Source organism: Pseudomonas sp. 1D4, from assembly GCF_001728925.1.
Taxonomy (GTDB): domain Bacteria; phylum Pseudomonadota; class Gammaproteobacteria; order Pseudomonadales; family Pseudomonadaceae; genus Metapseudomonas; species Metapseudomonas otitidis.
Genome location: NZ_LXJQ01000002.1, coordinates 77,957 through 97,474, shown reverse-complemented (window position 1 = coordinate 97,474; position 19,518 = coordinate 77,957). Strand labels below are relative to the sequence as shown.

18 protein-coding genes and 1 pseudogene are annotated in these 19,518 nt (G+C 65.6%); 12 read left to right on the top strand and 7 right to left on the bottom strand.

All coding sequences use genetic code 11. The features are described from left to right. Nucleotides 1-72 precede the first annotated feature (72 nt). The 3 genes from argJ (at nucleotide 73) to A7D27_RS01645 (ending at nucleotide 2,987) form a co-directional block, all read left to right on the top strand. Nucleotides 73-1,290 carry a bifunctional glutamate N-acetyltransferase/amino-acid acetyltransferase ArgJ gene (gene argJ / locus A7D27_RS01655; protein WP_069560132.1) on the top strand — a complete coding sequence of 406 codons (1,218 nt, stop codon included), beginning with the start codon at nucleotides 73-75 and terminating at the stop codon, nucleotides 1,288-1,290. A gap of 111 nt (nucleotides 1,291-1,401) precedes the next feature. Further along, a complete protein-coding gene (locus tag A7D27_RS01650; protein ID WP_069560133.1) occupies nucleotides 1,402-2,043 on the top strand; it encodes a glutathione S-transferase family protein in 642 nt (213 codons plus the stop codon). After that, nucleotides 2,040-2,987, top strand: coding sequence for a Nudix family hydrolase (locus A7D27_RS01645; protein ID WP_069560134.1), 948 nt, complete (start codon nucleotides 2,040-2,042; stop codon nucleotides 2,985-2,987). The genes A7D27_RS01650 and A7D27_RS01645 overlap by 4 nt, the downstream gene beginning before the upstream one ends. Nucleotides 2,988-3,332: 345 nt before the next feature. On the opposite strand, the gene A7D27_RS01640 is transcribed toward A7D27_RS01645, so the two are convergent. The 4 genes and pseudogenes from A7D27_RS01640 to A7D27_RS01625 all read right to left on the bottom strand — a co-directional run. Next, the gene (locus tag A7D27_RS01640; protein WP_069560135.1) at nucleotides 3,333-3,908 is read right to left on the bottom strand and encodes a cob(I)yrinic acid a,c-diamide adenosyltransferase; all 576 of its coding nucleotides are present in this window, start codon (nucleotides 3,906-3,908) and stop codon (nucleotides 3,333-3,335) included. Nucleotide 3,909: 1 nt separating this feature from the next. Beyond that, nucleotides 3,910-5,922, bottom strand: coding sequence for an ATP-binding protein (locus A7D27_RS01635; RefSeq protein WP_069560136.1), 2,013 nt, complete (start codon nucleotides 5,920-5,922; stop codon nucleotides 3,910-3,912). Between the two features lie 49 nt (nucleotides 5,923-5,971). Next, a complete protein-coding gene (locus A7D27_RS01630; protein WP_069560137.1) occupies nucleotides 5,972-6,883 on the bottom strand; it encodes a putative 2-dehydropantoate 2-reductase in 912 nt (303 codons plus the stop codon). Beyond that, a pseudogene (locus tag A7D27_RS01625) lies at nucleotides 6,880-7,851 on the bottom strand (response regulator); the annotation flags it as partial. The pseudogene A7D27_RS01625 and the gene A7D27_RS01630, both read right to left, overlap by 4 nt. A 215-nt stretch (nucleotides 7,852-8,066) precedes the next feature. Between A7D27_RS01625 and A7D27_RS01620 the strand changes: the two are divergent. After that, entirely contained in the window at nucleotides 8,067-8,546 is a 480-nt protein-coding gene (locus A7D27_RS01620) for a YajQ family cyclic di-GMP-binding protein (protein WP_069560139.1), read from the top strand. Between the two features lie 103 nt (nucleotides 8,547-8,649). After that, nucleotides 8,650-9,474 (top strand): mechanosensitive ion channel family protein, encoded by an 825-nt coding sequence (locus A7D27_RS01615; RefSeq protein ID WP_069560140.1) that lies wholly within the window; start codon nucleotides 8,650-8,652, stop codon nucleotides 9,472-9,474. Nucleotides 9,475-9,513: 39 nt separating this feature from the next. Here the strand turns inward: A7D27_RS01615 and A7D27_RS01610 are convergent, their stop codons facing one another. Further along, nucleotides 9,514-11,259, bottom strand: a complete 1,746-nt coding sequence (locus A7D27_RS01610; protein ID WP_069560141.1) for an AmpG family muropeptide MFS transporter — start codon at nucleotides 11,257-11,259, stop codon at nucleotides 9,514-9,516. Nucleotides 11,260-11,334: 75 nt separating this feature from the next. Continuing rightward, on the bottom strand, nucleotides 11,335-11,703 hold the full coding sequence (locus tag A7D27_RS01605; RefSeq protein WP_044409498.1) for an MGMT family protein: 369 nt from the start codon (nucleotides 11,701-11,703) through the stop codon (nucleotides 11,335-11,337). A 171-nt stretch (nucleotides 11,704-11,874) separates the two neighbouring features. Here A7D27_RS01605 and A7D27_RS01600 point away from each other — a divergent pair, with 171 nt between their 5' ends. Beyond that, the gene (locus A7D27_RS01600) at nucleotides 11,875-12,879 is read left to right on the top strand and encodes a DUF481 domain-containing protein (protein ID WP_069560142.1); all 1,005 of its coding nucleotides are present in this window, start codon (nucleotides 11,875-11,877) and stop codon (nucleotides 12,877-12,879) included. Between the two features lie 60 nt (nucleotides 12,880-12,939). On the opposite strand, the gene A7D27_RS01595 is transcribed toward A7D27_RS01600, so the two are convergent. Continuing rightward, nucleotides 12,940-13,698 carry an SDR family oxidoreductase gene (locus A7D27_RS01595; RefSeq protein WP_044409491.1) on the bottom strand — a complete coding sequence of 253 codons (759 nt, stop codon included), beginning with the start codon at nucleotides 13,696-13,698 and terminating at the stop codon, nucleotides 12,940-12,942. A 112-nt stretch (nucleotides 13,699-13,810) separates the two neighbouring features. Between A7D27_RS01595 and A7D27_RS01590 the strand changes: the two genes are divergently transcribed. From A7D27_RS01590 to A7D27_RS01565, 6 genes are all read left to right on the top strand, one after another. Continuing rightward, entirely contained in the window at nucleotides 13,811-14,542 is a 732-nt protein-coding gene (locus A7D27_RS01590; protein ID WP_069560143.1) for a HugZ family protein, read from the top strand. Between the two features lie 66 nt (nucleotides 14,543-14,608). Continuing rightward, complete coding sequence (locus A7D27_RS01585; protein ID WP_069560144.1) at nucleotides 14,609-15,058, top strand: FxsA family protein; 450 nt, start codon at nucleotides 14,609-14,611, stop codon at nucleotides 15,056-15,058. A 220-nt stretch (nucleotides 15,059-15,278) separates the two neighbouring features. Continuing rightward, on the top strand, nucleotides 15,279-15,572 hold the full coding sequence (locus A7D27_RS01580) for a co-chaperone GroES (RefSeq protein ID WP_044409482.1): 294 nt from the start codon (nucleotides 15,279-15,281) through the stop codon (nucleotides 15,570-15,572). A 40-nt stretch (nucleotides 15,573-15,612) separates the two neighbouring features. Then, entirely contained in the window at nucleotides 15,613-17,253 is a 1,641-nt protein-coding gene (groL, locus tag A7D27_RS01575; RefSeq protein ID WP_069560145.1) for a chaperonin GroEL, read from the top strand. Nucleotides 17,254-17,475: 222 nt separating this feature from the next. Beyond that, nucleotides 17,476-18,159: a response regulator transcription factor gene (locus A7D27_RS01570; protein ID WP_069560146.1), complete on the top strand. Its 684-nt coding sequence runs from the start codon at nucleotides 17,476-17,478 to the stop codon at nucleotides 18,157-18,159. Then, nucleotides 18,149-19,435, top strand: a complete 1,287-nt coding sequence (locus A7D27_RS01565) for a HAMP domain-containing sensor histidine kinase (RefSeq protein ID WP_069560147.1) — start codon at nucleotides 18,149-18,151, stop codon at nucleotides 19,433-19,435. The genes A7D27_RS01570 and A7D27_RS01565 overlap by 11 nt, the downstream gene beginning before the upstream one ends. The last annotated feature ends 83 nt before the right edge of the window (nucleotides 19,436-19,518 follow it).

The window sequence follows — 19,518 nt, the reverse complement described above, 5'->3', positions numbered from 1 at the left end:
CGGCGTTTTCACACTGACCCCCTGAACAGCGGCACCTCGCCGACTGTCCACATCACGACAAGGAGCGCTTCCATGGCTGTTGGTCTCGGCCCTCTGCCCACCCTCCATCCGGTTCCCGGTTTCGAACTCGGCATCGCCTCTGCCGGCATCAAGCGACCCGGGCGAAAGGATGTGGTGGTGATGCGATGCGCGGAAGGCTCCACTGTCGCTGGTGTATTCACCCTCAATGCGTTCTGCGCCGCGCCGGTGATCCTGGCCCGCAAGCGCGTTCTCGGCCCGGTACGCTACATGCTCACCAACACCGGTAATGCCAACGCCGGCACCGGTGAGCCCGGCCTGGCTGCTGCAGCGCGTACCTGCGCCCGCCTCGCCGAACTGGCCGGCGTGGATGAAAGCGCCGTGCTGCCGTTCTCCACCGGCGTGATCGGTGAGCCGCTGCCGGTCGAGAAGATCGAAGCGGTGCTGGGCGATGCCCTGGCTGACCTCTCCGAGAACAACTGGGCGGCGGCTGCCACCGGCATCATGACCACCGACACCCTGCCCAAGGGCGCCAGCCGCCAGTTCGTGTACGACGGCGTCACCGTCACCGTCACCGGCATCAGCAAGGGCGCCGGAATGATCAAGCCCAACATGGCCACCATGCTCGGCTACATCGCCACCGACGCGAAGGTCGCCCAGGGCGTCCTGCAGGACCTGCTGCGCGATGCCGCCAACAAGTCCTTCAACCGCATCACCATCGACGGCGACACCTCCACCAACGACTGCTGCATGCTGGTCGCCACCGGCCGCGCCGCACTGCCGGAGATCACCCAGGCGTCCGGCGAACTGTTCGCCGCCCTGAAGCAGGCAGTGTTCGAGGTGTGCATGGAGGTGGCCCAGGCCATCGTCCGCGACGGCGAAGGCGCCACCAAGTTCGTCACCGTGCAGGTCAACGGCGGTGGCACCCACCAGGAGTGCCTGGATGTGGCTTACGCCGTGGCCCACTCCCCGCTGATCAAGACTGCCCTGTTCGCCTCCGACCCCAACTGGGGCCGCATCCTGGCTGCGGTCGGCCGCGCCGGCGTGCCGAACCTGGATGTGAGCAAGATCGACGTGTTCCTCGGTGACGTCTGCATCGCCAGCAAAGGCGGTCGCGCGTCGACCTACACCGAAGCCCAGGGCGCCGAGGTGATGGCCCGCGAGGAGATCGGTATCCGCATCGAGCTGGGCCGTGGCAACTGCAACGAGACGATCTGGACCACCGACCTGTCCCACGAGTACGTGAAAATCAACGCCGAATACCGTACCTGACAGCCCGGCACTCCCATCGCTCATGCCCCATGAACGATGGGAGTTGCCAGGCCTCGGCGGCCTCTCTAGGGTGCATGTTCGGCCCCTGGAACAGTCCCTGAGGAGAACGTCATGCCCCTGAACCTGGTGATCGGCAACAAGAACTATTCGTCGTGGTCCCTTCGTGCCTGGCTCGCCATCGAGCTGACCGGCGTCGCTTATGACGAGATCCTCATCCCTCTCTACCAGCCTGACAGCCGCCAGCGCCTGCTGACCCGCTCCCCCACGGGCAAGGTGCCGGTCCTGCTGACCGAGGCCGATGGCGTCATCTGGGATTCCCTGTCCATCGGCGAATACCTCGCTGAGCGCTTCCCCGAGGCGGGCCTCTGGCCCCGCGATGTGGCTGCGCGAGCCCTAGCACGCTCGGTATGCGCCGAGATGCACAGCGGCTTCATGGCCCTGCGCAGCCACATGCCGATGGATATGGCGCGTCGCCAGGCCCTGGAAACGGTGCCGACGGAGGTGGAGGCGGACATCCAGCGGGTCGTGGCGCTGTGGGCGGAGTGCCGTCACCGCTTCGGTCAGGGCGGGCCCTACCTGTTCGGCCAGCCGAGCCTGGCGGACGCCTTTTTCGCACCGGTGGCGAGCCGGTTGCGCAGTTATGTGGTGGTGCTGCCGGACGAGGCCGCCGCCTATGTCGAAACCCTCTACCAGTGGCCTGCCTTCCAGCGTTGGTACCAGGCGGCCCTGGAGGAAGCGGAGAGCAGTGAATGAAGCGAGTACACGTAGCGGCGGCGGTGATCCGTGGCGCCGATGGCCGGGTGCTGATTGCCAAGCGCCCGGAGGAGAAGCACCAGGGCGGCCTGTGGGAGTTCCCCGGTGGCAAGGTCGAAGACGGGGAGGCCGTTGAGTCGGCCCTGGCACGGGAGCTGGAGGAAGAGCTGGGCATCCGTGTCGAAGCCGCCCGCCCGCTGATCCAGATTCACCATGACTACCCGGACAAGCAGGTGCTGCTGGATGTCTGGGAGGTCACCGCCTTCTCCGGCGAACCCCATGGTGCCGAAGGCCAGCCCCTTGCCTGGGTGGAGTCCCGCGACCTGCCCGACTACGCCTTTCCCGCCGCCAATCAGCCGATCATCACTGCTGCACGGCTGCCGGACCGCTACCTGATCACCCCGGATGGCCTGGAGCCTGCGGAGCTGCTGGCAGGGGTGCGGCGCGCCGTCGCCGAGGGTGTGCAACTCATCCAGCTGCGGGCGCCGAACATGTTCGACCCGCAGTACCGCGACCTGGCGGTGGACATCCAGGGGCTCTGCGCGCGCAAGGCCCAGTTGATGCTCAAGGGGCCGCTGGAATGGCTCGGTGACTTCCCGGCGGCGGGTTGGCACCTGACCGCCGAGCAACTGCGCAAGTACGCTGCCAAGGGACGCCCGTTCCCCGAAGCGCGCTGGCTGGCTGCGTCCTGCCACAGCGAAGAGGAACTGGAGTTGGCGACCCGGATGGGGGTGGACTTCGTCACCCTGTCGCCTGTAGAGCCCACCCAGACCCACCCGGACGCACAGCCTCTGGGCTGGGAGGCTGCGCAATCGATGATCCGTCGCTTCAACAAACCGGTGTACCTGCTCGGCGGCGTCGGTCCCGATGACCGTGAGCGGGCATGGAAAGCCGGCGCCCAGGGCGTGGCGGGCATCCGTGCCTTCTGGCCCGGCCAAGGCTGAAGAGGGGGAGGGTGGGCGCCATTGTTCACGCCCACCGTCGGGAGTGGGCATGAGCACGATGGGTGGACCGGTGAAGCGTGGTCCCCCCTACGCTGCTGGCTCTTGTAGTGCGTCGCGCGTTACCGCCTGCTCCGGCATTGGTTTGCTGCCGCCATCCTGCAATCAGGCGGGACACGCCGAGGTGGGTAGCTTGGATGCCGCTCTTTGCATCCACCAGAGCGCGCTTGCCGCGTTGATGAGGCTGCGAGGTTTGATCCGCTTCGTGCCATGCGGTTCGGCTGGCCTCCCGGGCTGAAGCCCGGGCTACTGGATGTATCGCCCTATCCTGGCTGCAGAACAGTGGTTTCAGGCCTTTGCCGCCGCCTGCCACAGCACTTCGCCGATCCCCTGCCGCCGTGCGATCAGGCGGGCGGCGACGAAGAGCAGATCGGAGAGGCGGTTGAGGTAGGCGAGCAATTCCCCACGCAAGGGCTCCTCGGCGTTGAGGGCCTGGGCTCGGCGTTCGGCGGTGCGGGCGGCGGCGCGGCAGACGTGGGCCTGTGCCACCAGGCGCGAGCCGCCGGGCAGGATGAAGTTCTCCAGAGGGCCCAGCTCCTCGTTCCAGTGGTCGATGGCCACTTCCAGCCGCTCCACTTCGCTGGCGCGCAGCGATTGGTACTCCGGCATCGAGAGTTCGCCACCCAGGTCGAACAGGCGGTGCTGGCAGGGCGCGAGCACCTCGACCACTTCGGCCAGTCCGGGCCAGTCGGCCTGGCGCTCTGCCATCTCGGCCAGCAGCAGTCCGATCTGGCTGTTGAGGCTGTCCACCTCGCCGATGGCTTCGATGCGCGGATGGTTCTTGGAGACGCGGCGGTTGCCGGAGAGGCCGGTCTGCCCCTGGTCGCCGGTGCGGGTGTAGATCTTCGAAAGGCGGTTTCCCATGTCAGGCTCCTGGGGCGCTGGCATTCAACGGCAGGCGCAGGGTGAAACAGGTGCCCTGTCCGGGCTTGGACTGCACTTCCATCTGGCCTTTGTGGTTGTTGGTGATGATGAAGTAGGAGACGGAAAGCCCGAGCCCGGTGCCCTGGCCCACCTCCTTGGTGGTGAAGAAGGGTTCGAAGATGCGCTTGCGCACGTTCTCGGGGATGCCCACGCCGTTGTCCTCCACCTGGATCTCCGCCCAGGGCGGCGCCAGGCGGGTGCGCAGGGCGATGTGACCTTCCTGCTCGTCCTCGCGCTGGTGAATGGCCTGGGCGGCGTTTTTCAGCAGATTGAGCAGCACCTGTTCCAGTTCGTTGGCGGTGCCGGGCACCGGACCCAGCTTCGGGTCGAACTCGCGGGTGATGCGCATGCCCTTGAAGTCGAAGCCCTCGGTGAGGTCGAAGTCGTTGCTGGCGATTTCCACGGCCTGGTCCAGCAACTGGGGCAACTGGCAGGGTTCCATCTGGCGGTTGCTGCGACGGCTGAACGCCAGCATGTGGGTGACGATCTTGGCCGCGCGGCTGCCGGCCTGGTGGATGCCTTCCAGCAGCTTGGGTACCTCGCGTGCCGCCAGATACTGGTTGACGGCCTCCAGGCGAATGCCGGCGGCCTCGGCCTGCTCGCGGTTCTTTTCCAGCTCGGGGGAGAGGCGGCGGCGAATATTCTGCACGTTGTGCAGGATGGCGCCGAGGGGGTTGTTGATCTCGTGGGCCATGCCGGCCGCCAGGCCGCCAACGGAGAGCATCTTCTCCGACTGCACCATTAGCTCTTCCATGGACAGGCGCTGGGTGATGTCGTCTATGCGGATCACCACGCCGCGCCCGGTGCCGCCCATCAGCGGGTAGAAGGTCAGGGCGTAGTGGTGCACCTCTTCCCCCATCAGCCAACTGACCCGCTCGACCTTCTCCACCCGGTGGTGCTCGGCGGTGCGCTTGATCTGCGGCAGGAAGGGCTTGAGCAAAGGGAAGGCGAGGAACGCCGGCTGGTTGAGCGCGTCGTCCAGCGGGGTGCCGGAGAGGGCGGTGGCTTCCTGGTTCCACTGGGTAACGTAGAGCTGCTCGTCGAGGGCGATCAGCGCCGACGGCATGGAGTCGATGATGCTGTTGAGGTAGTTCTGGAACCCCGTCAGCTTCTTCTCGATCTTGCTGCGCACCTGCACTTCCAGCTCCAGTTTGCGGTTGGAGTGACGGGTCTCCTCGGCCAGGGCCTGGGCCTGGTTGAAGGCCGCCTGGGATTCGTCCCGCGCGCGCTTGAGCTGCTGTTCGCGGGCTTCCATGCGGCTGAGCATGGTGTTGAAGGCGTCGGCCAGGCTGCCGATCTCGTCGCGGTGGCCGCGCTCGGCACGCAGGGAGTAGTTCTCTTCCCGGGTTACCTGGCGCGAGAGTTCTTCCAGTTCGTGGATCGGCCGGGTGATCAGACGGCGGATCTGCCGGGCCACCAGCATCCACATCAGGATGCTGCAGGCGAGGATCGCCAGGCTGGCGCTGAGGGTGCCGGTGTAGAAGACCCCCGGTAGCTCGCTGGAAGCCACCAGCAGCAGGTGGCCCGGCGGGCCTGCTGGTTGCGGCAACTCCACCACCTGGGTGCTGCGGAACTCGTGCAGGCGCCAGCGCTTCAGGGCGTCGGCGTGCTTCGGGAGCTTCAGGTCGCTGCCGCTGACCCGCTCGGCCAGGCGCTGGCCCCGGCTGTCGTAGATCGCCGCGGCGCGCAGGGGGCTGTAGCCCTCCAGTTGGATGAGCAAATGCTCGGCAGCCTTCGCCGAGGACAGGGCCTCGCCGGCCAGTTGCGGGGTGGCGATGAGCCGACCGAGGGTCTGCAGGGCCTGGGGCGCCATGCTCTCCTGTGAGATCCAGTAGGCGGCGCTGATGAAGGCCAGGTTGGCGATCAGCAGCACGGTGGCCAGCAGGACCAGCAGGGCGGCCAGCAGTTTGCGGCCGACGGACAGGTTCTCGAGGCGTTGGCGCAGGCTGTTCACGGGCAGGGTCCAGGCAGGGCGCGGGGAAGGCGGCAGGTTAGCGCGGGGCTCAGTCCTGGGGCAATCCGTGGGCGGCCAGGTGCTGGCGCAGGGCGTCCAGCAGCTGTTCCAGGCGTGGCAGCGACACGCCCAGGCGCCGTGCCTCGGCGCTGGCGTGACCGATCAGGTAGCGAATCTCGGTGCGTTGGCCGCGTGCCACGTCCTGGTACATGGAGGAGTAGTTGGCGGCGGTGGCGTCGATCACCCGCCACACCTCGCGGTGCAGGTCGTGTGCGGCTTCGGCCTGGCCGCAGGCCTGGAGCAGGTGGGCGAGTTCGTCGCACAGGCCGTTGACCGCATCCGGCTCGGCGGACAGTTCGCCGTTGCGGCAATGGTGCAGCACCGTCAACGGGTTGATCGCGCAGTTGAGCGCTAGCTTGCGCCAGAGTCGGGTTTCGATGTCGGCGGTCCACCCGTGGGGGATGCCGGCTGCCTCCAGTTCACCCAGCCAGGCCGGCGGGGCGGAGGCGAGTGGGTCGCCCAGCCAGGTGAAGCCCTGCCCGGCGAACACCACGCGGAAGTCCGCTTCGCGGAAGGCACCTTCGGTGCTGGAGGCGAGGATGCAGCGGGCCTGGGGCAGGCTATCCGCCACGGCTTGCTGGCTGCCGAGGCCGTTCTGCAGCAGCACCACCTCGGCACCGGGGGCCAGCCGTGCGCAGACGCTGGCCACGGCGGCTTCGGCGTCATAGGCCTTGCAGGCGACGAGCAGGCGCTGGATCGGGTCGGGGGCACTGGCGAGTTCGGCTGGCAGGGCGTAGGCCCGGGCCTGGCCCTGGGTCACCAGGGTCAGCCCGCCCGCCTGGTGGTAGGCGGCCAGACGTGCTTCGTCACGCAGCAGCAGGCGCACGTCCAGATGCGCCCGGGCGAGGCGGCAGGCCCATAGCGTGCCGAGGCTGCCGCTACCGAGGATGTGCCAGGTCATGCGCTGGGCAGGCGTATCGCGCTGACCCGGCCGCTGGCGTAGGAGTCCGGCAGAAGACGCTCGGCCCGCTCGAGCAGGGCCTCAACCTCCACCGGCAGGGCCTTGGCATCCAGGCCCACCAGGCTGATGCCGGCCTTGAGGGTGATGAAGCCTTCGCTGGTCTTGAAGGCCTTGAGGTTCAGGCTTTCATGCAGGCGCTTGAAGCTGCTGGGGGAGCACTCATGCAGGTCGCCCAGCAGGGTGATCAGGCCAAAATGGTTGTCGTCCAGGCGGGTCAGTACGTCCAGCGGGCGCACCAGTTGCTGCAGCCGGCGGGAAACGCCCTGCAGCAGTTCGTTGTAGAACGCCACGCCGTGCTGGTTGCGCAGTTGCGGCGCATCCTGCAGGCCGATCAGCAGGTAGCACAGGGCGCCGCCACGGGACTCCACCTGGCGCAGGCTGTCGGCCAGTTTCTGGCGCAGGTAGCGCGGGTTGCCGAGGCCGGTGAGGGAGTCCACCAGGTTGCGCTGCTCCAGACTGGCGATGTTCTGGGTCATCAACCGGTTTTCGTGGAGCAGGCGCTGCAGGGTGTTGCACAGGCGGTCGGCGGCGTAGACGCGGGGCACCAGTTGCTCGTTCATCGAGGACTTGCTGATGAAGTCGTCCACGCCGCGGTCGAAGGCCTCGCCCAGGACGTTCTCGCCTTCCTTGCCGGTCAGCAGGATGACGTAGGTGTAGTGATCGATCATCTCGTCGAGCTGGCGAACTCGGGCGGTGAGCTCCAGGCCGTCGATCTCCGGCATCAGCCAGTCCGCCAGCAGCACGTTCGCCGGTCGCTCTTCCAGCAGGCGCAGGGCTTCGCCCGCACTGTTGGCGAAGCGGACGTCCTGATAGCCGGCCTGGGTCAGCGCCCGACCGATCATCGCACTGGAGAACTTGGCGTCATCCACCACCAGGATGCTGAGGTGAGGGTTGGGCATGGCAGGCTCGCAAGAAAGACAGAAGAGGGGAGTTTGATGGCTCGGTGATATCAGCGCCTATTTCAGCAGGTTTTTACGCTGACGGTTAGCGCTGAACGTGTCGCTGCCAAGCATTCCCGCAAAAAAGGGAATCCTGATCGTTATAATGGGCGCCCATTTTCACCCGTCAAGCCAGGCGCATCCCTTACGTGATGTGGGTCGCGCCGTCTATCTGGAGGAAACCCATGCCATCGTTCGACGTGGTGTCCGAGCTGGACAAGCACGAACTCACCAACGCCCTCGACAACGCCACCAAGGAACTGGAGCGCCGTTTCGACCTGCGCGGCAAGTGCAGCGTGGAAAGCAAGGACAAGTCCGTCACCATCACCGCCGAGGCCGACTTCATGCTGGAGCAGGTGCTGGACATCCTGCGCAACTGCCTGATCAAGCGGAAGCTGGATATCCAATGCATGGAGCTCAAGGACCCTTACCCGTCCGGCAAGGTGGTCAAGCAGGAAGTGAACTTCCGCGAGGGCATCGACAAGGAACTGGCGAAGAAGATCGTCGCCCTGATCAAGGACAAGAAGCTCAAGGTCCAGGCTGCCATCCAGGGCGAGCAGGTGCGTGTCACCGGCAAGAAGCGCGACGACCTGCAGGAAGCCATCGCCCTGCTGCGTGGCGAGTCCCTCGGCATGCCGCTGCAGTACACCAACTTCCGCGACTGACCCGTTGAACCTTCGCGGTCTCTCCGCGTCGCACATAGGTCCGTTTGCCGCTCTGCTTGCCAGGGCGGCTGCGGTTTTCTCGAGTCGATAGAAGGAGGTCCGCATGGACATGAACCTCGACAACCTGGTCAGGCAGTCCGAAGCCTGGCTCCCCGTCATTCTCGAATACAGCGGCAAGGTCACCCTCGCCCTGGTGACGCTGCTGGTCGGCTGGTGGCTGATCAACCTGCTCACCAACCGGATCAGCGCATTGCTGTCGATGCGCCGGGTCGACCTGACCCTGCACCGCTTCATCTCCAACCTCGCAAACGTTGCTCTCAAGGTGCTGCTGCTGGTCAGTGTCGCCTCGATGATCGGCATCGAGACCACCTCCTTCATCGCCGCCATCGGTGCCGCCGGCCTGGCCATCGGCCTGGCGCTGCAGGGCAGCCTGGCGAACTTCGCCGGCGGGGTGCTGATCCTGTTCTTCCGGCCGTTCAAGGTGGGCGACTTCATCGAGGCCCAGGGCGTTTCCGGGACCGTCGACAGCATCCAGATCTTCCACACCGTATTGCGCACGGTTGATAACCGCACGGTGATCCTGCCCAATGGCGCGCTGTCCAACGGCATTATCACCAACGTGTCCAGCCAGCCCACCCGGCAACTGATGTACGACGTGAAGCTCGATTACGCCAGCGACCTGGGCAAGGCGCGGGAGGCCCTGCTGGCCCTGGCGGACGACCCCCGTGTGCTGCAAGATCCCGCACCGGTAGTGGTGGTGGCGGCCCTGACGGACACGGCCATCAACCTCTCCCTGCGCCTATGGACGGCCCGCGGCGACTATGGTGCGGTGATGTTCATGCTCAACGAGCAGGTGCGTGACCGTTTGCGCGCGGTCGGCGTGGAGCTGGCCCAGCCGTCGAGGCTGGTGCAGGTCCAGCCGGGCTAGGTCCGGATGATGAAAAGAGGCCGGTGATCCCGGCCTTTTTCATGGGCGTTCGGAGGAGGGCGGCGCTGCCGGTTCCTCGGCCTTGGGCTCGCCGGGTTGCACCGGTTGGCGTGACTCACGGTTCCACTGGATGGCGATCAGCACCAGGGTGGGGATGCCGAGAATGGCAGTGAGCTGGAAGAACTGGTGATAGCCCAGGCTCTCCACCATCACCCCCGAATAGCCGCCGATCAGGCGTGGCAGCAGCATCATCAGCGAGCTGAGCAGTGCGTACTGGGTCGCCGAGAACTTCAGGTTGGTCAGGCTCGACAGGTAGGCCACGAAGGCCGAGGTGGCGAGCCCGGCGCTGAAGTTGTCGCAGGAGATGGTGAGGATCAGCATCTGCAGGTGCGCGCCCATGTCGCTGAGCATCACGAACATCAGGTTGGTGGCCGCCGAGGCGGCACCACCGATGAACAGGATGGGCAGGATGCCGAAGCGCACGATCAGCAGGCCGCCGGCGCCGGCGCCCAGCAGCGTCATCACCAGACCGAAGACCTTGCTGACGCTGGCGATCTGGTCTTTGGTGAAGCCCTGGTCGATGTAGAAGACGTTGGCCATCACCCCCATTACCGTGTCCGACATCCTGTAGGTGGCGATCAGCCCCAGCAGCAGAAGGGCGTGCCAGCGGTAGCGCTGGACGAACTCGCTGATGGGCGTCACCACCGGCGCCATCAGCAGGCGACCCGGGGCGGAGAAGCAGGCCAGGGTGATCAGTACGAACAGCGTGCCCCGGGGCCAGGCGCCCGAGGCATAGGCCTTGATGGCGGCCGCCGTGGTCACCAGGATCACGATCAGCACGATCATCGACACCGCCTGGTGGACGAAATCGAAGTTGGGAATCACCTTGCCCCGCGCTGCCGCCAGCAGTTGCCGGCGTTGCTGGCTGAGCAGGTCGCGCACCGGGGCGATCTGGCGGCGCCCCCAGGGCGACAGGCAGGCCACGAGGAACAGGAAATAGAGCAGGGCACGTGGCCAGGCGCGGTCGAGCATGCCGGTGATCATCGCCGGCAGGGAAATCAGCATCACCAGCAGGATCAGCACCGAGGCGAGCTGGTCCTTGAGGCGGAAGCGCGAGGTGTTGGCCTGCACCTGGGCATCGATGTGTGGCTCGCGCATCCACAGGCTGGTGATCAGCCCCGGCAGCATCAGCAACGCGAATACCAGGTAGGTGCTGGCCCAGGCGCGGTATTCATAGGCGCTGGCGGTGGAGCCGAACCCCTCGGCGAAGTACAGGGCGCCTGCAGTGGCGAGCAGGGCCGAGACCCGGTAGCCCAGCATGTAGCTGGCGGCCAGGGCGGCCTGGCGGCTGTCGTCGGCGATTTCCAGGCGGTAGGCGTCCACCGCGATGTCCTGGGTGGCCGAGGCGAAGGCCACCACCACCGCCAGGGCAATCAGCCAGGTCAGGTGCTCCTTGGGGTCTGCCAGGGCCATGCCCACCAGGCCGAGGGCTACCAGTGCCTGGGAGAGCACCAGCCAGGAACGGCGCCGGCCCAGGCGGCCCAGTAACGGCAGGCGGAACTGGTCCAGCAGCGGCGACCAGATCCACTTGAAGGCGTAGGCCAGGCCGATGAGGCTGGCGAAGCCAATGGTTTCGCGGGCGACGCCGGCCTCGCGCAACCAGACGGAGAGTGTGGAGAACACCAGCATGTACGGCAGGCCTGCCGCAAAGCCCAGCAAAAGCAGGGCCAGGGTGGCCGGACTGGCATAGGCGGCCAGGGCGGCTCGCCAGGTTCGGTGGGACATCAGGCGTGAGATCCAGAAGGCACGGGGCGGTCCTTGACGGCGTGCGTGCCAGGGGACCGCAACAAAGCGCGCACTCTAACCCTTGGGTGGCATGGGAAGCCAGCCGTGCCGACGCATGTCCACCCGTTCGTTGTGGATGAAGACCCCTTCGGCTCGCAAACGTGCCCGTTGCTCGTCACCGGAGACGGTTCCGGCAGGCAGGCTGAGCCGTCCACCCGCCGCGATGACACGATGCCATGGCAGGCGGGTGCCTTCCGGCAACTGACCGAGGGTGCGACCCACCCAGCGTGCTGCACGGCCCAGTCCGGCCATCTCGCCCAACTGCCCGTAGCTGACCACCTTGCCGGGCGGAACCTGGGCCAAGGTAAGGTAGAGGGCTTCGCGACGGGCTTCAGGGCTGGACAGCCGCAAATCGTCCTGGGCAGGGGGTGTTGACGGGGGCATGGCGGGTTCCGGCGGGCGGTGGCGGCCAGCATAGGGTGGTGCCGGGGGAGGGGCAACGTCGGAGGTGGTGACGGGAACTTGGCGACGATACGTCGGTCAGTCCTTGCTCAGTCGCCGGGCTTGCGGATAATGCCTGGCTTTTCCGCAAAGTCCTGAGCCTGCGTATCCATCATGTTGTCCAGAAAACTCCTTTGCCTGGCCCTTGTTGCCGCTTCGACCTCCACCTTCGCCGACACCGTCTGGATGAAGAACGGTGACCGCCTGACCGGCAAGATCCGGGTATTCGACGGCGGCAAACTGATGTTGCAGACCGATTACGGCGGTTCCATCCCGCTGGACTGGTCCAAGGTCGCCACACTGCAGAGCGATCAGGAACTCATGGTCAAGCAGGACGATCTCACCGGCGAGCGCGCCAAGACCCTCATGCCGGCCGAACCGGGCAAGGTGATCCTGGCCAATGGCGATGCGCCCAAGACCGTCGAACTGGCCAGCATCGAGCAGATCATGAAGCCCAAGCCCTTCGTCGAAGACCTGACCTGGACCGGCAACGTCGACGTCTCGCTCGACTACAAGCGTGCCGAGAAGGACACCGACGACTACGACGTCGACTTCAAGACCAAGGCCCGCCACGGCCGCTGGCGGCACAACGCCAACGGCGAGTACAACCGCGAGTTCCAGAATGAGGTGAAGACCACCGAGAACTGGGAGCTGGAGTACGCCCTCGACCGCTTCATCACCGACAAGTTCTTCTGGCAGGGCCGCGCCGGCTACAAGCGCGACAAGATCGAGGAGCTGCGCCGTCAGCGTACCTTGGGTACCGGCCCCGGCTACCAGTTCTGGGACGACGAACTGGGCGCCTTCTCCCTGGCCTCCCTGGTCAACCGCACCGACTACCAGTACGACACCGGCGAGAAGGACAACTTCTATGCCCTCGGTGTGAAGTGGGACTACAACCGCTATCTGGTGGGCAAGACGGTCGAACTCTTCAGCACTGGCGAAGTGGGCCGCCCGCTGGGCAACGCTGCCGATTACTCCCTGGATGCCGAGGTGGGCTTGCGCTACAAGGTCACCGATTGGGCGTCGCTCAACATGAAGGCCGAGCGCGACCTGGTCAGCGGCGCCGAAGGAGACACCGACCGCACCCGCTACACCGTGGGCTTCGGTATCGGCTGGTAACGGCGACCGGTATGAAAAAGCCCCGCTTCGGCGGGGCTTTTTCGTGGAGCGGGGCGCGCCTTACAGGCGCAGACCGCCGTCGAGTTCCAGTACGCGGCCGGTGAAGTAGTCGTTCTCCAGGATGTAGGCCACCGAGTGGGCGATCTCCATCGGCTTGCCCAGGCGCTTGAGCGGAATGCCGGCGGTCATCTTCTCCAGGGCCTCGGGCTTCATGCTGGCGACCATCTCGGTCTCGATGAAGCCGGGTGCCACGGCCCCGACGCGGATACCGTAGCGTGCCAGCTCCTTGGCCCACACCACGGTATCGGCCGCCACCCCGGCCTTGGCCGCGGAGTAGTTGGCCTGGCCCATGTTGCCGGCGCGGGAGATGGAAGAAATGTTGACGATGGCGCCTTCGTTCTTCAGCTCGATCATCTTGGCGGCCACTTCGCGGGTGCAGAGGAACACGCCGGTCAGGTTCACGTCGATCACCGCCTGCCACTGGGCCAGGCTCATCTTGGTCAGCTCGCCGTCCTTGACCTTGATGGTCAGGCCGTCGCGCAGAATGCCGGCGTTGTTCACCAGGCCGTTGATCGCGCCGAAGTCATCCGCCACCTGGCTGACCAGGTGGGTCACCTGCTCTTCGTTGGCCACGTTGCACAGGTAGGCGCGGGCGTCGCCACCGGCTGCCTTGCAGGCCGCCACGGCCTCGTCCAGGCGCTCCTGGTTGAGGTCGACCAGCGCCAGGCGTGCGCCCTTGGCCGCCAGGTATTCGCCCATGGCCCGGCCCAGGCCCTGGCCGCCGCCGGTGATGATGATGACCTTGTCTTTCAGCTGCATGGTGTAGCCCCTCGAACTGGGAATTATGGATCGCTGTGCCCCGCTGGCAGCCCGGAACCGTTATCCTGAGCGCCCGTCCGTTTACGACGGATTCTCTGCGAGGAGTCAGAAGGTGAGCGTGAAAGCCGCAAAGAATGCCCGAGAATTGCTGCTCAAGGAATACCGGGGCGTGCTCTCGACCCAGTCCAAGGCCATGCCCGGCTACCCCTTCGGATCGGTGGCCCCTTATTGCCTGGACGCCGAAGGGCGGCCGCTCATCCTCATCAGCCGCATCGCCCAGCACACCCACAACCTGCAGAAAGATCCGAAGTGCTCGCTGCTGGTGGGCGAACGCGGTGCAGACGACATCCAGGCCGTCGGCCGCCTGACCCTGCTGGCCGAGGCGCGCCAGTTGACGGAGCCCGAGGCCATCGCCGCTGCCGGTGCGCGCTACTACCGCTACTTCCCCCAATCCCGTGACTACCACTTGACCCATGATTTCGATTTCTGGGTACTGGAGCCGGTGCGTGCCCGTTTCATCGGCGGCTTCGGCGCCATCCACTGGATCGACGAGGTGGCCCTGGCCAACCCTTTCGCCGGGGAAAGCGAGACCGGGATGGTGGAGCACATGAACGCCGACCATCGCAGCGCCATCGACCACTACCTGGCCCTGCGCGGCCTGCCTGCCGATCCGACGGCCGAGCTGGTGGGCATCGACAGCGAAGGCTTCCATGTCCGGCTGGGTCAGAGTATTCACTGGCTGCCCTTCCCAACATCCTGCAACACACCGGGTGCGGTCCGTCAGGCCCTGGTGGCGCTGGCCCGGGCCGATCGCTGGCCTGATGCCGAGGCGCCCGACGCTTGAATTCGCCGGAGGCCGGCTTCATGTAGCTGTCTTACCGGAAGCCGTTCTTCCGCGAAGGAAACTTTCATGCGTGTCTTTGCGTTCCTCTTCCTGCTGTTCCCGCTCATCGAGCTGGCTGTCCTGATCAAGGTTGGCAGCGTCATCGGCGTCTTCCCGACCCTGTTGCTGCTGGTGGCCACCGCATTGCTGGGCAGCTTCATGCTGCGCATCGCCGGTGTTGCCACCGCCTGGCGTGCCCGCGAGCGGCTGGCCCGGGGCGAACTGCCGGAGCAGGAGATGCTCGAGGGATTGATGATCGCGGTCGGCGGCGGCCTGCTGCTGCTTCCCGGCTTCATCAGCGACCTCTTCGGGCTGGTTTGCATCATTCCCTTCACACGTCGCCTGGTCATCCGTCGAGTCCTGCAGCGGGTTACCCGGCAAGCCGAACGCCAGCGGGCCTTCTCCGACGACCCACTGGCACGCAATCAGCCGCGGCATAACGTCATCGAAGGCGAATACGAGCGTCGCGAAGACTGATTCCGCCCCGTTTTCCTGTGGTCGGAGGAATTTTTTTCGGGTGCCCCTTGAAATGCTGTCAGGCGACCCTATCTATCCGACACCGCAAGGTTACTGTCCCCAAGGGGCAGTTCAGACTTCCGCAGCGTGCCTGGCGCGCTGCTGCCGGCACCGCCGGCTTTTGCTAACCCGCCGGTGATTATCACCGGCGCCGGAAAACACTGATTGGGAGAGTTAGACCATGAAGCTTCGTCCCCTGCATGACCGCGTCGTGATCCGTCGCAGCGAAGAAGAAACCAAGACCGCTGGTGGCATCGTGCTGCCGGGCTCGGCTGCCGAGAAGCCGAACCGCGGCGAAGTGGTTGCTGTCGGTACCGGTCGCGTGCTGGACAACGGCGAAGTCCGTCCCCTGGCTGTGAAGGTTGGTGACCAGGTTGTGTTCGGCCCCTACTCCGGCAGCAACACCGTGAAAGTCGACGGTGAAGACCTGCTGGTCATGGGCGAGAACGAAATCCTCGCTGTCATCGAAGCCTGAACCCGACCCCTTTCCCACTTAGAGATTCGAGGAAGACAACATGGCTGCTAAAGACGTCAAATTCGGCGATGCCGCTCGCAAGAAACTGCTCGTAGGCGTTAACACCCTGGCTGATGCCGTTAAAGCCACCCTCGGCCCGAAAGGTCGCAACGTGGTCCTGGAGCGCAGCTTCGGTGCTCCGCTGATCACCAAGGACGGCGTTTCCGTCGCCAAGGAAATCGAGCTGAAGGATCGCATCGAGAACATCGGCGCCCAGCTGGTGAAAGACGTGGCCTCCAAGGCCAACGACGCTGCCGGTGACGGCACCACCACCGCCACCGTTCTGGCCCAGGCCATCGTCACCGAGGGCCTGAAAGCCGTCGCTGCCGGCCTGAACCCGATGGACCTGAAGCGCGGTATCGACAAGGCTACCACCGCCATCGTTGCCGAGCTGAAGAACCTGTCCAAGCCGTGCACCGACACCAAGGCCATTGCCCAGGTCGGCACCATCTCCGCCAACTCCGACGACTCCATCGGCAACATCATTGCCGAAGCCATGGAGAAAGTAGGCAAGGAAGGCGTGATCACCGTTGAAGAAGGCTCGGGCCTGGAAAACGAACTGTCCGTCGTGGAAGGTATGCAGTTCGACCGTGGCTACCTGTCCCCCTACTTCATCAACAAGCCGGACACCATGGTGGCCGAGCTGGACGGCCCGCTGCTGCTGCTGGTCGACAAGAAGATCTCCAACATCCGCGAACTGCTGCCGGTTCTGGAAGCCGTTGCCAAGTCCGGCCGTCCGCTGCTGATCGTGGCTGAAGACGTCGAAGGCGAAGCCCTGGCTACCCTGGTCGTCAACAACATGCGCGGCATCGTCAAGGTTGCTGCCGTCAAGGCCCCGGGCTTCGGCGACCGTCGCAAGGCCATGCTGCAGGACATCGCCATCCTGACCGGCGGTACCGTCATCTCCGAAGAAGTCGGTCTGTCCCTGGAAAGCGCCACCCTGGAGCACCTGGGCAACGCCAAGCGCGTCGTCCTGAGCAAGGAAAACACCACCATCATCGACGGCGCTGGCGCCCAGGCTGACATCGAGGCCCGCGTTGCCCAGATCCGCAAGCAAGTCGAGGAAACCTCCTCCGACTACGACAAGGAGAAGCTGCAAGAGCGTCTGGCCAAGCTGGCCGGCGGTGTTGCCGTGATCAAGGTCGGTGCGGCTACCGAAGTCGAGATGAAAGAGAAGAAGGCCCGCGTGGAAGACGCCCTGCACGCCACCCGTGCTGCAGTGGAAGAAGGCGTGGTTCCTGGCGGTGGCGTGGCACTGGTTCGTGCCCTGGCCTCCATCAAGGACCTGGTGGGTGTCAACGAAGAGCAGACCGCGGGTATCAACATCCTGCGTCGCGCTGTCGAGGCTCCGCTGCGCCAGATCGTCACCAACGCCGGTGACGAGGCCTCCGTGGTCCTGGACAAGGTCAAGCAGGGTTCCGGCAACTACGGCTACGACGCTGCCACCGGCCAGTACGGCGACATGATCGAGTTCGGCATCATCGACCCGGCCAAGGTCACCCGTACCGCGCTGCAGGCTGCTGCCTCCATCGCCGGTCTGATGATCACCACCGAAGCCATCGTGGCTGACCTGCCGGAAGACAAGCCGGCTCCGGCCATGCCCGATATGGGTGGCATGGGCGGCATGGGCGGCATGATGTAAGCCATTCCAGCCCACACGCTGATCGAAGAGCCCCGCCTTGCGCGGGGCTTTTCTTTTGGAGCGCCCAGGCTTCTGCGCCGACCGGGATGCCGCAACGTGGCGCTGCGCTTCCCAACCCCCGGCTGCTCTCGCCAGAATGAGCGCCACTTCCGGAACCTGTGTCCCGGCTGTGGTCAAAGGCCGGCCCTGCAACGTGCGGGCAACCTGTTCGAGGAGGGGGCGATGCGCATCCTGCTGGTAGAAGACAACAAGGACATCCTGGTCAACATGGCCGATTACCTAGAGCTCAAGGGCTATACGGTGGACTGCGCCCAGGATGGCCTCTCCGGCCTGCACCTGGCGGCCAACGGGCATTTCGACCTGATCGTGCTGGACGTGATGCTCCCCGGCCTGGACGGCAACAGCCTGTGCCAGCGCCTGCGGGAAGAGGCACGGCTGGACACGCCGGTGATCATGCTCACCGCCCGCGATGCCCTGGACGATCGCCTGCAGGGTTTCCGCTCCGGTGCCGACGACTACCTGGTCAAACCTTTCGCCCTGTCGGAGCTGGTCGCCCGCATCGAGGCCGTCCTGCGGCGCAGCCGGGGCGGCGGCAAGCGCGCCCTGCAGGTGGGCGACCTGCACTATGACCTTGACACCCTGGAGGTCAGCCGGGGCGGCAAGCCGCTCAAGCTCAACCCCATCGGCCTCAAGCTGCTGGCGGTGCTGATGCAGAAGAGCCCTCATCTGGTGCGCCGTGAAGTGCTGGAAGAGGCCCTGTGGGGCGACGACTGCCCCGACAGCGACGCCCTCCGTAGCCATATCCACCAACTGCGCCAGGTGATCGACAAGCCTTTTGGAAAGCCCCTGTTGCGTACCCTGCATGGTCTCGGTTACCGGCTCTCGGAGTCGATCGATGGAGTTTAGGCAGAGCCTCGCCCGCCGCATCGTCATCGCCTTCACCCTGATGACCGTGCTGGTGGGCGGTACCTTCTCCCTGGGCATCATCGAAGTGGTGCACATGATCGAGGAGCAGCTCATCTCCCGTGACCTGAGCAACGAACTGGACCGCGTGCTGGCGCAGAACATCTACCAGGGACGTCCGCCGGTACTGGACAGCGACACCCGTTTCTACATGGATGACGGCGGCCACAACCGCTACTCCATGCCGGCGTCCTACCGTGAACTGAGCGAGGGTTTCCACGAGCTCTTCGAAGGTACGCAGTCCTACCACGCCCTGGTGCGCGACTCGCACGGGCGCCGTTACATGCTGCTGCAGGACCAGAGCGACTTCGAAGACCGCGAGCAGGTGCTCTACGGCGTGGTGTTGGCGGGCTTCGTACTCAGCGTACTGCTCTCCGCCGTGCTTGGCTGGCTGCTGGCGCGCAAGGTCATCGAGCCGGTGGTGCGCCTGGCCCGCCAAGTGCGCCATCGTGACCGGTTGCTCGGGCTCGCGCCGCCCTTGGCGCCGGACTATGCCACCGACGAAGTGGGGCAACTGGCCCTGGCCTTCGACGATACGCTGGGCCGCCTGCATCAGGTACTGACCCGTGAGCGACTGTTCACCAGTGACGTCAGCCACGAGTTGCGCACCCCGCTGATGGTGATGGCCTCCTCCTGCGAACTGCTGCAAGAGAACCGCAGCCTCGACGGACGTGCCCAGGCCCAGGTGGCTCGCATCGCCCGCGCCAGCGAGGAGATGCGCGACCTGGTGCAGACCTTCCTGATGCTTGCCCGCGCGCGCCAGGAAGAGGCCAACCTCGGGCCCCAGGCCAGCCTGCGCGAGGTGGCCGATGAGCTGGAGGCACTGTGGCGGCCTGCCATCGAGGATAAAGGCCTGGCCTTCCTCTACCTGCCCGGTGAGGCGGTCAGCGAGGAGCGTTACAACGCTGCCTTCCTGCGCTCCGTCATGGGCAACCTGCTGCGCAACGCGCTGCACTACACCGACAGCGGGCGCATTCGCCTGGAACTGTCCGGCGCCGCCTTCGTGGTGCAGGACACTGGAGTCGGCATCCTCGAGGAAGACCGCGAGGTGATGTTCCAGCCCTTCGTCCGCGGCGGCGCCAAGCGGGGCGACGGTCTCGGGCTCGGCCTCTCGTTGGTGCAGCGGATCTGCGACAACCAGGGCTGGAGCGTCACCCTCACTTCCGTCGAGCCCAGTGGCTGCCGGTTCGAGGTTGCACTCGGCAAGCGTCCCGCTTGAGTTGACGCTTTTTTCACCTCCGCTTGATCTGCCCTTGATCCTCATCCGCGCAGCGTATCGGTGCGCGGATTGGGTGGTAGGGA